Raw genomic sequence first — 14,530 nt, 5'->3', positions numbered from 1 at the left:
AAAGTATCGCTAATTACTTTAACTATACGTTATTTAAGTCCCTATGGTTTTTATTTAAGGACCGAAACCTTCTTTTTAAACCAAGGAATAAACACGCTGGTACTTTGCTGATATTGGCGGTACAGCTCGCCTTTGGAACGGAGTGCCTGTTCCTCTGTGGCAGGAATGCCGGTTACTGTAAATAGCAGATAGCCTATGATGAGCGGACTGCTCAGCGCAATCCATCCCCATGGGGCATGGAGGGCGAAAAGAAAATAAGCAATCCACATCAGCAGCTGGAAGAAATAATTGGGATGGCGAGAGTAATTCCATAACCCCAGCTGGCAAACCTGACCCTTATTGCAGGCCTCTTTTTTAAACTGGCTCAACTGCATATCTGCGATGGCCTCTCCGAGCACTGCAATCACCCAAAGGGCAATTCCTAAATATTCAAGGGTATGGATATGGGTATCCTGATTGCTGGCAATCAGAAAAAAAGGAATAGCGAGAATCACATTTGAGAAAGCCTGAAACTGAAAAAACCAGAAGAACTTTTTATTTTCATGGGGAGCCCATTCTTTACGGAGCTGTTGATAACGACCTTCTTCGACTTGGAGGTGACCGATCACCCTTTGCCACAGGTGTGCGCCTAGGCGAAGGCCGGCGATGACCACCATGCTGCAGATCAGCTGTTTTCTGAGTTCAAGTCCATCAGCCAGGAAAAACAGCAGCATGGCAATTAGCGGAAAGTTGAGTGCCCAAAAGACATCAACTACCCCGGCATTGTTTATTTTGACGGCCCAGCACCAAACTAGTGCCATGACCAGGCAACACGCTACTAAACAAATTAAGATAAGATAGGGTGTTGCCATATAAAATGTTTTTAGACTTTTCTTATTCGGATGATGTGCAGCCAATGCATCACCTTCATCAATGGATATGTAGGATCAAATTCAAACCAGCGTGAAGCGAAATTTGGATTATTTGGCTTTTTATGGTGATTATTTTGGAACAATTCACCCAGCATCAGAAAATCTAATGGAAGTGAATTCTTGCTGTGGTCATCATTATCATGATTCGAATAACCATATTTATGTCCGCACCAGTTGACGATAGCGCCATGAATCGGCCCCATCAAAAAGTGGATCGGCAATAAAAGGAACATCCACCAAGCTGTAGCAAAAGTTACATAAAACCAGATGTAAAAACCTATAAAGACCATTCTGGTAATCCAGGAATCTCCGATTTTGTCAATGATTGGCCATGAAGGGTATTTATCTCTAAACTGCTCTTCTGGTTCTACATTAAATTTGGAATAATTCAGGTAAATATTTTTTGTCTTGATCATCATTCCCCATACATCTTTAACGAAATGTGGGGAGTGCGGATCTTTTTCTGTATCAGAAAAAGCATGATGCATGCGGTGCAGGATCGCATAAGCTCTCGGATTTAGAAAAGAGGAGCCTTGCGACAAGAAGGTAATGGCATAAAAAAACTTCTCCCAAAAGGCGTTCATTTTAAACATTTTATGCGAGGCATAACGATGTAAAAAGAAAGTCTGTGAAAATAAGGAGAGGAACCAGTGTAAAAGAAAGAAAACTAAAATAATCATATTTGTGTATGTACGTAATACTGACCTATGGCAGATCTTGATGTTTGGCTTGCAAAATAGCAAAAAAAATCCCGTAAAAGTTTTACCAATACGGGATTAAATCATGTCTATTTGGTTTTATCTGCCAAAATCGTCTTGTACTCTTACAATATCACTTTCATCAGATGGATTTGTTGGATCTGTATGCTGCCAGATTTCGGAAACAATTCCCCAATCGTCCAAACCGATTAAACGGTGTCTTTCACCTTGTTTTAATTTGATCGTTTGACCAGGTGTTAGCTCTTTCACCTCACCTTGTTCATCTGTATCACTGGTACAAACTCCTACTGTACCATTTACCACTCTCCATATTTCGGCACGGCGGTGGTGATACTGCCATGATAAACGTGTTTTTGGGGCAACAATTAAAATTTTAGGGCTTAGTTTACCTGATATTTTCAATTCATCAACATTTAGTCCATCGAAATAAACATTGGCAAATTGTTGTGCCTGGTCCTCGTCAATTACGAAAAAACCTCCCCAAGGGCGGCTTTCATCACGATTGACCACATTAAATCCTTCAATTTTTAAGCGCTGAGCTACGCCATCAAATATTTCTTTTTTCTGATCTGACATTTTATTCTCGTATTTGTGCCAAATATAATATATATCAATGTAAAATAAGTGCTGTGTAACAGGATTAACCTAAACAACTGAAGTTCAGTACATCCGAATTAAAAATACCTATTAAAGGTGACCATTAGCTAGATTCGTCTTCAAATTATTCATTCAGGTAGCTTCGAAAGCTTAGGAGGATAACCACCGCCTATTGTCATAGAAATGTTTAATTTCAAATACTTAAAACTATCATATAATTACATCCGTTATAGTCGTAGTTTGTTTGGTTTAGGTTGGTCTGTGGTGGGCCAACTATCAATTAACAGGGATACCTCTCCAAGGTTTATCCCTGTTTCTATTTTAAGGCCTGGCCAATATTTCTTAGCCTTGCCTAAAAAAATGGCCCTGAATATATTAAATACCCAGGGCCATTTTTATATGTAGTATTCCAGGAATTAATCCAGCAATAACTTTTTAATTCTTTTCACAATATAGTCAATATCAAAGGGCTTGCTCACATAATCATCTGCACCAGCAGCAATACTCAACTCTTTATTCTGATCGTTTGCAGACATTACAATAATTGGAATGTGTTTCGTAAACATATCTGATTTTAAATCTTTACAGATTTCTGCTCCATCTCCATCAGGCAACATCACATCCAAAATGAATAAATCAGGTACTGAATCTTTCAGTTTCCCTTTTAGCTCCGAAAAAGTAGACGATAGTTGCAATTCATATCCTTCATCTTTAAGTAAAACGCCAATGATATACCTGATATCTTCATCATCTTCAAGCACATGTATTCTTTTGATCATATTAAATTGTTTTTAAATTGAACTTCGGCGAAGTACTAGCAACAATTTTGCCACATATTAAAAAACTGCAACAAAGAGGGTATAAATCTCCTATAAAATGGAAAAATTACTCTTCCTGGTCAACGATGTTCGTACTGTCATTAATTTTATTGATCATTTCATCCAATTCCAGCGCGGAACGTTCCAGCATGGTTAGTAAGGAGGCATCTGTCCCTTTTTCTTCTATTTTCATCAGGTTCAGAATTCCGATGATATTGCTGACTGGTTTCCGGAATTTATGAGAATTCTCCCAAGCAATGTTTTTAAGTATTTCATTTCTATGCAGCAGGCGCTTTTCATAATTTTTTCGGATGGTAATATCTCTCAGGGCTCCTACCATTTTTTCTGCCTGCCCCAGCGCATCCAGTAGGAGAAAAGCTTGATTAGAGACATATTTATAACTGCCATCCACACATTTCAAACGGTATTCACAACGCCAGGAATTACTCAGTTTCTCCAGACTTTCGGCCATACTTTTTTCCACATGATCCTGATCTTCGGGATGCACCTTGCTCAGTATCCATTCTTTAGTGTTTTCCCTTAAATCTGCGGTATAGCCAAAAATTTCCGAGAAACCATTTTGCCATTTCAGTTCATTTGTACCAGGACAATATTCCCAGATGACATCATTTGTTACACTCGTTACCGTTTCATATACCTTTAATAGCTCTTTGATCCGTTCTTCGGCTTTCACATAGATTTCAATATCGATTGCAATCACTGTGTAGGCCTCCTGTTTTTTGTGTATCGTTTTATGATGAGAAATCAGCGCAGGAAAAGTTTTCCCGTTTTTTCTTTTGTGCAGCCAGACCTGTGTAGCACGCCCTTCCTGATGTGTGGATTTGAGGTAATGCGCCAGCTTACTCTGCTCCGCTGCTGGCCGCAGGTCCATCACTGTCATGTTTAACAATTCTAGTCTGGTATACCCATATTGTTCTACCATCCGCTCATTGACTTCCAATAAGCGGAAATTTTCACGGTCAAATACATAAATTATAGCTATAGATCCTTCAAAAAGCTGTTTATAGTTACTCTGCATTCTAGAGATACTCCTGCGATACATTTCGATCAGCACAAACAAAATAAGTCCGGAAACAAATAGAAAGATGAGATTCTTATAACTATATAAAAAGCGCATATCCCTTTCCGGGATACGCTGATCAAGGTAACGAATCCACTGACTGCCCAAAATTAGCCATAGAGCTCCTAGGGCAAGATATACGAGTGTAATGATAGCCGGGATTCTTCGCATAAATTTAAAGATAATCTAGCTTTCTGAGACTAATGTAACTCCTTCACAGATCTTATTGAGCATTTCACAAGGACTCACATTGATGGCCAATGCGATCAGGTAAAGTTCTTCCGCTCTTAACTTGGCTGTATCTGTTAAAGTGAGCTCATTCATCCTCGCTTTTGTTAAACCTGTTCTTTTGGCTACCTGCGATTTATTTACAGATCTCTTTGCTAGATACTCTCCTAATTTCGTCATGATAAATATGGTTTTTCTAAAAATAAGTATAGATAAATATATAAATGAGAAAGATAAACTATATATGATTTGGCTAAATAGATATATTATACATACGTTTGTATTTACAATCTATACATATGATGTAATTTATAAGATTATAGTATGAAAAAGAAGCACAATTATTCGTTACCATTAATTAGTAAGGCGATGCTTTCCCCGGTAAATGTGGGGATGTTATACAGCTTTATGATTAAAAGAATAGCGAAGGGCTACAGCACTTCCGAAGTTTCTTTTTTAATGGGCTATGCCAATGATTATATGAAAAAAAAAGAAGAACTCAGCAGTATAGGTTTCAGCTATGAGGACATGCATTGTTTCCAGCATGCGGTGGAAGAGCCATCGTTAAGGGGTTTAATTTCAAGCTTTGAAAACGGAGGCAGTAAGAGCGAGTATCAGCTGATAAAAATCAGTAATCCGGTAAAAATAGAGTTTATGATGATGAGACTGGAAACGGATGGCCAGGAAACGCCCATTTTTCACCTTATAGAGAACAATATGAATAGCATTGCCCATAAAATCACAGAGCTGTCAATGGAAGCTCAGGCAATGGCCATCCTGAATGTCCTTTTTGAAGGCAAGCTATTTTACAGCCCTCAGTCTCCACTTCAGATTTACCAGAAATGCCGTAACAAGCTATCGGAGTCTTTTTCTCCAAGACACTTACAGGCGGCCTTACTCAACCTGACAAAAAAGAATGATTTCCCAAAATTAAAAAGAGTCAAATCCAAAGACAATGGCTGTGTCTATGAAAAAGTATTTGAATAATGTGGGCAACCTGTACAGCAACAGGCATGACCGGAATAAAAAATTTGATGACTTAGAACAATTCAAACCATGAAAACCAAGACGCCAACCTTACCCAGTATTCCGCTGGATTTTAAGATTGCCTGTGCAACTTATCAATTACCTATTCCAGAGGTATTACAGCTTTTCATAGACCATGTTTCTTTCTATGACTCCCTGAGCCAGAAATCTGACGACATTTACCGATGTGCCACCAATACGCTTTTAAATTATTCTCTTTCGATCCGTAGAGAAAGTGGTTCTGCTTTTATAAAACGTAGGGAGCCGATCTTGAGGTACATTCGGAATATTATCAAAATTTCGGTGACACCGGACTTAGCTCCGACGAGAAAAAGGAAAATGTCTGCGCCTTTAGTGAAAAAAATCTATGGGATTATGGAACCTTCCAGGACTCAGAACACCACTTTGGTGATGGAAGATGGCAAGGAATTACAGCTTAAAATGGATTTCTGTCTGCTTTGTGAGCTTCACAACTGTTCTCCGGAAGAATACCTGCAGCATTTCATGTCGCAGATATCCCTGCCCATTGTCCACGCCAATGTAGGACTTAAAAGGATTGGAGAAAATCAAGCGATGGGCTTTTTTTATAAAGTTTTAAACATCAGTAAGGAACTGCCCAGCAACAATGCCATTAGAACACTGCAAGTACAGTTTATTGACCAGATTCAGGAGCTGCACCTCTGGTTATTCATCATCAGAGACCATAAAAAACGGGTCAAAAAATATCAGGAAATATACTGCAAATACTATCAGCAGCTCCTGGCCATCAGTTAAAACTAACCAAATATATAAGCTTATGAAAATAAACGTCACCCTTGATTCGCCGGAAGATTTTAGTGTGCTGTGCGACCTGTTTAAAGTAGAACCACAGGCATTTCTTCAAAAATTTGTGGATCGGGTTTCCTTCCCATTTTATTATAGTCAGCCAGACGGCGATGAGCGCTGGGCCACCCTTTTCTTTCTCTACTACCTTACTGAGGATGAACGTCTTGAGCAGGAGATGAACCAGCATGAGCCTTTTATGAATGAGTTGGCAGATATCGTTTTTAAGCAGCTGGATTTCAGCCACAAAAATGCAGCAAAAGCAGAGTTTGCAGGGCGGAAGGTGATGAAACAATGGCACAAACAAGTCATGGCAAAAAGGGGGAAATAATCCCCCCTTTTTTTATTTAGCTTTTATCCAGTTGGCTAAGTCCTCAACTAAGGTTCCTGAAACACTGCCTGGTATTCCATACTGAGCACTATCTCCCTTTTCTGTTTGAGGAATAAACAAATGGTTTAAATCGGGATATAACTTCAAGGTAACATTGTTTTTCTTGCCTAATGCGGCTTTCCAAAGGTCAAAATCCTGCTGAGCAACCTGGAAATCAAATGCTCCCTGGGCTACAAAAATCTTTTGTTTAATCAGTTTTTTCGCAGCTGCAACCTGATCATATTGATTGATATCTGCCCAGTACGCAGCAGGTAAACCTAGAATTAACGAATCCGGTTTCATCTTCCCTATGCTGGTAAACCTAGTTTGTGCAGTTTGCTTTAACACTTCATCCAATTGTTTCTGTAAGTTACCGGTAGTATCCTTCGCTTGTGCGACAGCATATCTATTCTGCTCTTCAATCACGTCGGTCAGCTTCCTTGCCGGTGCAGCTGCCAGCACAATACCTTTAATGTCCGGTACCTGCAGGGCCAATCTTGGCGCCAGCATTCCACCCATACTGTGCCCGAATAAAAAGATTTTACTTCTATCTACACCAGGAATCGTTTTCGCTAATGCGATGGCCGCAAGTGCATCATCCAGCACTTCTTCTTTTACAGTAAATGCTTTGCTAAAGTCACCGGAATAAGCCAATGTTCTCTTTACATAACGGATACTGGCAATTCCCTGACTGGCTAAACCGCCTGCAAGATCTTTAAAAGGTTTGTTTGGACCTACAGTTTCATCCATATCGGCAGGGCCGGAGCCATGTAAGAATACCACCAATGGGAAATTACTTCCTTTAGCTGGTGTGGTTAACAACCCAACTAAACTATGTCCAGGAGTAGTGACATAAATTTCTTTTTCTTTATAGGCAGCGGTGTCCACATATGCAGGTTTCACATAGGATGAAGCCTTTTGTAATTGTCTTGGGAATAGACCTACTAAATTTTCATTTTTATTGAAGACCAATAGAAAACCCTGGGTATCTTTTTCAAACTCTGCATCCACAGCTACTGTAAAGTATTCGCCTTCGCTTTTACTTTGCACGACATCCATGCCTACGTATTTTCCATAATTTGTGGTCAGGGTGCTCCAAATGGTCTGTAGATTTTCTGCAGAGATCTTAGTTTGCACGCTTACATCAAAGAAGCCTTGTGCATCCTGAAACTTTTCCTGCTCCATCGTTTTCATGAATTCCTGAGAACGTGTAAACAGCGACAATATGCCTTGTGAATATCCGGATACCGTGATCAGCAGGGCAAAAAACAATAAAATAACTTTCTTCATGTAATTGTAATGGTTGTATTTAGTTAAGGTGGTAATCAACCAAAGTTAGCATTATTTGATTCCCTTTATGGAATTTCTAATTCATAAAAAACCGGGTATCCATTCTAGATGGATACCCGGTTTTTATGCAAAAAAAAGGGTTAATAGCCTGGGTTCTGTTTCAGTACTCCCCCACTACGATCGATCTGAGTCTGAGGAATCGGGAAATATTCATCCTTATCCTCCATCACTGCTGTAGTTAGAAACTTAAGATAAGTCCCTTCAAATGCAAAATAATCAGTCATTGTTTTTTTCGCAATCCCCCAGCGCACCAAATCATAAAAACGATGGCCTTCCATGGCCAGCTCCATACGGCGTTCAAAGCGTACAGCGGTACGTGCATAGGCCCGATCTGGAAAACTAAGGTAAGGATTTACCCTATATACTGCGGCATTACCACCAACAGCCTGCTTTTTGGGTAATAAAGCAGCCCTAGCTCTAATTCTATTGACCAAAGTCATCGCCGCTGGCAGACTACCTGCTTCCGCTTCACATTCTGCCGCCATCAGATAGACATCTGCCAACCGGATGATGTTCACATTCAGACCCGTCACATTTGGACTTCCTGGACCGGTATTACCGCTGATTTCTGAAGCCTTAATTACGTTTTTCATGGCAACGAAAGGCCCACCTACGCCAAGTCCTCTGATCCAGTTATCCCCTGGCATGATGCCCCAATCCAGGAATTCCACACCTCTCCTACCCGCGGTATAATCTAATCTTGGATCAAATTCAATGGTCCTATCCAACACATAATTATTCTTTTCGGCCTCGGTCATCCCATAATCAGAGAAATAAGGGTTAAGCCTGTATTTATCATCCAGAAAGGGCAAGCCATCTGCCGTTACTTTGAAAGCATTGACCAGATCAAATGAAGGCTGAAAGAAGCCACAGCAATTGATCGCTGCGGATCCAACAGGAAAATTAAGCATGTCACCTACATTTCCATTGTCACCTCCAGATCCATCAGTCCCCACAGAATGCTGCACAGCAAATATGGATTCTGGCCCATTTTCTTTGGTCACGTCAAAGTTATTGGCAAAAGGAAGGCTTTCAATCCCTGGTCTGCCAGCAATCACATCATTAAATAAAGGCAAGGCATCCAGATATTTCTTTTGATATAAATAGACCTTTCCCAAATAAGCTTTTGCAGCGATCTGGTTCACACGTCCTATCTCTCCTTTAGGGCTGGTAGGTTTCAGGTTGGCTACTGCAAACTTCAGATCCTCCACAATAGCTGGATAAATATCCTTCATATTATCTACGGCTGATTCGGTGGTATTTTCTGTAATCAAGGGTATATTTTTAAACACCCGCACCAGGTAAAAGTTATAATGGGCGCGTAACATTCTAGCCTCTGCTGCGATTTCTCCAGCTCTATCGGCTGGGAAACTTTTATCCGAAGCCTGTACCAGCGTCAAATACTTTAAGGTATTGTTACAGCGAACTATCCCTTCAAAGCAACGTACCCAAAGGTTTTCCAAATTGTCGTTGGTACTGTTTGGCTCATGTATTTCCAATGCAGCCATATTGGGCTGATCACCGTTTTCACTTCCCTTGTGGGCATTATCAGAAATCGCCTCTCCCAATAACCACTGACTTGGTGCAGCTCCGTAATTACCCCAGGTACCGTTCAAATTCCCATTTAAAAGCCCGTAGGCACCTGTCAACAATGCTTCCACCCCTTTTTGTGAGGTCAATTGTTCAGGAATCAGTTCTGCCTGCGCATTCTTCTCTAAAAACGACTTACTACAACCTGCTGCAGTAATCATACATATTGCGAATATGATATAGTTAATCTTTTTCATACGTTTCATGTTTATCATTAAAATCCTACACTTAAACCGATCAGGAACTGACGCGGACTTGGATAAATCCCTCTATCTACACCTAATGCAGAATAGGTTTCCGTTTCCTGACTTACTTCCGGATCCAGTCCTTTGTATTTGGTAATGGTAAACAGATTCGTTGCACTGGCATAAACCCTTACTTTGTTTACCCCCCATTTAGGTCCGAATACTTTGTCGACAGGCAGGGAATATCCAATCTGAAGATTTTTCATACGTAGAAAGCTTCCATCCTGTACATAATAACTAGTGGATTCTAATTCGAAATCACCGGCATTAGCATTTGGTGAAGGAATCAGGCTACCCGGATTGGATGGACTCCAGGCATCCAGCATTCTGATACTTTTAGCTCCGGGAAAGGTCTGGAAGTCTGTAAAATATCTGGTCGCTTCATACAGGTCAATCCCCTGCACACCATTAAAGAACATCGAAATATCGAAGTTTTTATAGGAAGCATTGAAGCTCAAAGCGTACAAGAAATCCGGGTTTGGATTGCCAATAATGGTACGATCGTCTGCCGTAATCATATTGTCGCCATTCACATCTCTATATTTCAAGCCACCCACTCTGGCCTTTGGATAGGAAGGACTTTGACTGACGTCACTTGCATTCTGATAAACACCGACTACATCATAGCCATAAAAAGAGCCGAATGGCATACCTTCTTTAAGAATACTGGTTCTTAAGGTTCTGAATGTACCATAAACTTGCTCTGTCACGCCTGGCGCTAATTTTACAATTTCATTCTTATTTTTAGAGAAATTTACGCCAATATCAAATTTGAAAGGCTTGTTGTCTACTTTCCCATAATGATAGGCCAGGTTGAATTCAATTCCTTTATTACTCATATCTCCCACATTCACGAATGGAGAATTCCCCATACCGACATTCGTAGCGGGTAATGGTACCGGATAAAGCATATCGCTTGTTTTCTTGTTGTACCAATCAACAGATCCATCCAGCACTGAATTAAACAGGGTGAAGTCTAAACCGATATTCAGCGAGCTTAAAGACTCCCATTTCACCGCAGTGTTTTGATAATTATTTTGCCAAACTCCAGAAGTCAATTTATTATCGCCACCAAAACTATAGCCAGAATTGACTAGCGAAGATTGGTACCTGTTCAAATATTGAAATCCAGGAATTCTTTGATTTCCCGTTTGTCCATATCCTACCCGAAGTTTTAAATCTTCAATCCATTTGACTTTACCTTTAATGAATTCCTCTTCAGAAAGTCTCCATGCGACACTTCCTGCCGGGAAATATCCATATTTGTTATCTGGTCCAAAGTTAGATGATCCATCGCGACGGAGGGTTACGCTGGCTAGGTAACGGTCATTAAAGGAGTAATCCGCCCGTCCAAATATAGAGAACAAGCTGCCCACTGTACCTGTACTACCATTGCTGATATTAGAAGCACCTACGCCCAGATAATAGTAATCCAGATCGCCCAGAACGAAGAAGTCATTACGTCCCGCATCCACACGACGAGTTCTGGAACTGATGGCTTCTGTACCCAACAAGAGATTCAAACGGTGTTTTTCGGCAAATACTTTATTATAGGTCAGGGTATTTGTCCAGGTCCACTCGTTATTATAACCAAAATATTCATTCAGGTTATTGGAGTTATTTCCTTCGGAAAATTCCAGATTGGGATACCGCAGGGTAAGGCCATTATAATTTTCATAGCGAAGACCAAAGCTTGTTTTAGCGGTCAGGCCATCAATCAGATCGAGTTCCCCGAAAACATTTCCGAAAAAGAAGTTGCTCTTATTCACATTGTCCTTACCACGGTATAACGTAGCCAGTGGATTTTCCGAGTTACCTAGCTGACTGCCCCGGCTACCTGCAAAATTCCCCTTAATGTCATAGACAGGAATAATGTTATTCATCCGGTAGGCCCAGCTAATCGGACTGCCTTCATCCTGGTATTCTCCGGACACATTCGGGTTTACCCCAACACCATAGCCTTCAGAATAGGAATATTGAATATTTTCTCCGAAACGCAGTCTTTTATTCAATGCGGCAAAGCTCGTATTTGCGCGGACATTGTAGCGTTTAAAGCCGGTATATTTGATAGTTCCCTGTTGATTGAGGCTTCCCGCAGAAAAGCTATAAGTCGCATTCTCACCTCCCCCGGCTGCACTCAGCTGATAGTTTTGAATCGGTGCAGATTGAGTAATCTCGTCAAACCAATTGGTCCCTTGCTGATTGGCTTTTGTGATCTGATAAAAAGTGGTGGGATCCGTACTGTAATTGTATTTAGAAGGATCAGCATCAGCAGGCGTAATCTTTTGCCCTGTTGCGGGTCCTGCCAGCAGGTATTCTGGAAGTGTTGGCGTTAGCCCACTCCCGTAATTATCCCCGGCATTAGGTTTAAGCCCTGCATTTGTATACGACGCAAACATATACTCCGCGTACTGCATCGGGTTCAACATTTTTGGGAACGTTCCCTTTCTTGGTACCTGCCTGCCATAATAGCTATCGAAAGTAACACGCGGCGGACCTACTACCCCTTTTTTAGTGGTAATGATCACGACCCCATTATTCGCCCTTGCCCCATAAATTGAAGCGGAAGAAGCGTCTTTTAAGATCTGCATACTTTCTATGTCATTCTGGTTTAACCAGCTTAGTTTTCCTTCATAAGGTACCCCATCAATAACATACAGCGGATCGTTGTTGTTGATGGTAGTTATCCCACGGATGCGAATCTGTGGTGTAGAACCTGGTGCACCATCATTTACAATCTGAACACCGGGTGCTTTACCTTGTAAAGCTTCCACCGCACTTGCTGCAGGCTGTTCTTTTAACTGTGCAATATTAACTACGGCTACTGAACCGGTCAGGTCTTTTTTACGCTGACTGGTATAGCCCGTTACCACGATTTCGTTCAAATTACTGGCATCTGGATTTAATACAATATTTATACTGGTTTGCTTACCTACAAGGATTTCTTTGGTAACATAACCTACAAAAGAGACGGAAAGTATATCTGTAGGTTTGACATTGATTGCAAAAGCACCGTTGGGATCTGTCAACGTCCCCATGGTTGTGTTCTTGACTTTTACGGTAGCACCGATGATTGGTAACTTGTCGTCACTGCTGGTAACCTTACCGGTGACTTTGACTTGCGCACTTACTCCAAAGGATAGGAACAGGCAAGCCAGCAAAAGGAGATATCCCCTTTTGAGAGTTGGTGTGATTTTAAGCATAAAATATTTGGTTAGGATAGTTAATAATAGGGTTAGTCAATATTACACTACATAGGCGTTAAGATTTAATTAGCAGTTTGGTTTGTTGGGTAAATATTTTGGCGCTTTAATAAGAATACCGTTAAACCAATATAATCATAGTGTAATTAATACACAAGTACTTTCGTGTATTTATTTTACAAAACTTTTACTTTAAAATAAAAATGTGCTTCCACTAGGGCATACTACGACTATTACACTAAAAAGCTTTAAATTACCTCAAATATTCTCTTTATAGGTCAATGTAGATTTCCTTAAGATGTAATCAATAAAAACACTATACAGAATACCGCCAAATTTTAAAGCTATGAGGTAATTTTTCTATATTTTCAAAATATTCAACTCATGGAGAATCTCGAAAGTGATTTCTGTCCTGGCGGATTCAAAATACTCAGCGCTGTGCGCTGCCTGGATCCTATTGGCAAACTAGTAGACCAAACAGCTCATAAAGAACAACCGGGTATAAATTTTTATGTAATCTGGTTTATTTATTGAAGTCAATTTCGTAGATATGCGCCCATAATTTACCCGTGATGTACACCTTATCGGCGATCGGATCATAAGCGATCCCATTCATTTCCGCAGCACTGGAATTCATATTTTTCTCGGTGATGGACACCTTAGTCAGGTCAAGCTTACCTACGACATCACCATTTGAAGGGTCAATTTTAACGATAAAATTAGTACCGTATACATTTGCATAGATATAGCCTTTAATAAACTCCAGCTCATTCAACTTTGTGACTGGCTGTCCATTTTCCCTTACTGAAATCGTTTTTAATGGCGACATAGTATTCGGGCTGATATAAGTTAAATTATCAGTTCCATCACTCATGATCAGACTTCTGTCATCTGTTGTCAGACCCCAGCCTTCTAAATTCGCGTACTTAAACTCCGAGATCTTTTTAAATGTAGTGGCATCATAAATAAACCCCAACTGATTTTTATAAGTCAGCTGATACAATTTACCTTTTAATATCGCAATTCCTTCTCCGAAATACTTTGCTTTATCCAGTACCACCTTAATATCTAGCGTTCCGGTTTTCAGGTCCTGTATGCCAATTAGAGAACGGGTATTGGTAAGTTCCAGCGGAGCACCGGTACTTTCTACCAGCCTGCCAGCATGAAACAGGAACCCTTCTGTAAATAAGCTCGTATCATGGGGGAAATTGTTGGTGACATAATGACTGATGACAGGTACTGTCTCTTGATGAAGCGGAGTAACTGGCTGGCTATTCCGACAACCCATCATGCCGATCATTAAGAAACTACAGATCATCGCTCTTTTCATGGCAGGAAGATATAGATAATTTATAACCTAAATTCTTTTTGTGTATTTTCAAATCAAATATAACGCCACAATGATATTAAAACGGTCGACAGAGACCCTCTTATTCAAACCGAATAACTTTAAAGACATCTACGATGACCTTCATGAGTTACATCGGCTCTATTGTACTGGAATATGCAGGCCGTAAAATTAGTTTCGACTATCAGATGGGCGAGCAGCCCGGATTTAAACACCCATGGC

At 40.4% G+C, this 14,530-nt stretch carries 13 protein-coding genes; 3 read left to right on the top strand and 10 right to left on the bottom strand.

The features are described 5' to 3' along the window. Nucleotides 1-50 precede the first annotated feature (50 nt). The 6 genes from H9X96_RS18520 to H9X96_RS18495 all read right to left on the bottom strand — a co-directional run bounded on the left by H9X96_RS18520 (nucleotide 51) and on the right by H9X96_RS18495 (nucleotide 4,534). Nucleotides 51-851, bottom strand: coding sequence for a DUF1295 domain-containing protein (locus H9X96_RS18520; protein WP_187667705.1), 801 nt, complete (start codon nucleotides 849-851; stop codon nucleotides 51-53). A gap of 11 nt (nucleotides 852-862) precedes the next feature. After that, complete coding sequence (locus H9X96_RS18515) at nucleotides 863-1,591, bottom strand: acyl-CoA desaturase (RefSeq protein WP_187667704.1); 729 nt, start codon at nucleotides 1,589-1,591, stop codon at nucleotides 863-865. A 117-nt stretch (nucleotides 1,592-1,708) separates the two neighbouring features. Next, nucleotides 1,709-2,206: a phosphoheptose isomerase gene (locus tag H9X96_RS18510; protein WP_187667703.1), complete on the bottom strand. Its 498-nt coding sequence runs from the start codon at nucleotides 2,204-2,206 to the stop codon at nucleotides 1,709-1,711. Nucleotides 2,207-2,643: 437 nt separating this feature from the next. After that, nucleotides 2,644-3,006, bottom strand: a complete 363-nt coding sequence (locus H9X96_RS18505) for a response regulator transcription factor (RefSeq protein WP_187667702.1) — start codon at nucleotides 3,004-3,006, stop codon at nucleotides 2,644-2,646. A gap of 106 nt (nucleotides 3,007-3,112) precedes the next feature. Next, complete coding sequence (locus H9X96_RS18500; RefSeq protein ID WP_187667701.1) at nucleotides 3,113-4,297, bottom strand: PAS domain S-box protein; 1,185 nt, start codon at nucleotides 4,295-4,297, stop codon at nucleotides 3,113-3,115. 15 nt (nucleotides 4,298-4,312) lie between these two features. After that, a complete protein-coding gene (locus H9X96_RS18495; RefSeq protein WP_187667700.1) occupies nucleotides 4,313-4,534 on the bottom strand; it encodes a helix-turn-helix transcriptional regulator in 222 nt (73 codons plus the stop codon). Between the two features lie 144 nt (nucleotides 4,535-4,678). On the opposite strand from H9X96_RS18495, the gene H9X96_RS18490 reads away from it, so the two are divergent. From H9X96_RS18490 to H9X96_RS18480, 3 genes are all read left to right on the top strand, one after another. After that, nucleotides 4,679-5,341 (top strand): hypothetical protein, encoded by a 663-nt coding sequence (locus H9X96_RS18490; protein ID WP_187667699.1) that lies wholly within the window; start codon nucleotides 4,679-4,681, stop codon nucleotides 5,339-5,341. 69 nt (nucleotides 5,342-5,410) lie between these two features. Next, nucleotides 5,411-6,154 carry a hypothetical protein gene (locus tag H9X96_RS18485; RefSeq protein WP_187667698.1) on the top strand — a complete coding sequence of 248 codons (744 nt, stop codon included), beginning with the start codon at nucleotides 5,411-5,413 and terminating at the stop codon, nucleotides 6,152-6,154. A gap of 22 nt (nucleotides 6,155-6,176) precedes the next feature. Then, a complete protein-coding gene (locus H9X96_RS18480) occupies nucleotides 6,177-6,533 on the top strand; it encodes a hypothetical protein (RefSeq protein WP_187667697.1) in 357 nt (118 codons plus the stop codon). A 12-nt stretch (nucleotides 6,534-6,545) separates the two neighbouring features. On the opposite strand, the gene H9X96_RS18475 is transcribed toward H9X96_RS18480, so the two are convergent. The 4 genes from H9X96_RS18475 to H9X96_RS18460 form a co-directional block, all read right to left on the bottom strand. Continuing rightward, complete coding sequence (locus tag H9X96_RS18475; protein ID WP_187667696.1) at nucleotides 6,546-7,862, bottom strand: alpha/beta fold hydrolase; 1,317 nt, start codon at nucleotides 7,860-7,862, stop codon at nucleotides 6,546-6,548. Nucleotides 7,863-8,002: 140 nt separating this feature from the next. After that, nucleotides 8,003-9,709 (bottom strand): RagB/SusD family nutrient uptake outer membrane protein, encoded by a 1,707-nt coding sequence (locus H9X96_RS18470; protein WP_187667695.1) that lies wholly within the window; start codon nucleotides 9,707-9,709, stop codon nucleotides 8,003-8,005. 17 nt (nucleotides 9,710-9,726) lie between these two features. Beyond that, nucleotides 9,727-12,960, bottom strand: coding sequence for a TonB-dependent receptor (locus H9X96_RS18465; RefSeq protein ID WP_187667694.1), 3,234 nt, complete (start codon nucleotides 12,958-12,960; stop codon nucleotides 9,727-9,729). 523 nt (nucleotides 12,961-13,483) lie between these two features. Continuing rightward, entirely contained in the window at nucleotides 13,484-14,290 is an 807-nt protein-coding gene (locus H9X96_RS18460; RefSeq protein ID WP_187667693.1) for a glutaminyl-peptide cyclotransferase, read from the bottom strand. Nucleotides 14,291-14,530: the final 240 nt, after the last annotated feature.

The sequence above is a fragment of the Pedobacter sp. N36a genome, from assembly GCF_014472395.1.
Classification (GTDB): domain Bacteria; phylum Bacteroidota; class Bacteroidia; order Sphingobacteriales; family Sphingobacteriaceae; genus Pedobacter.
This window is presented reverse-complemented; position numbering and strand designations above follow the sequence as displayed.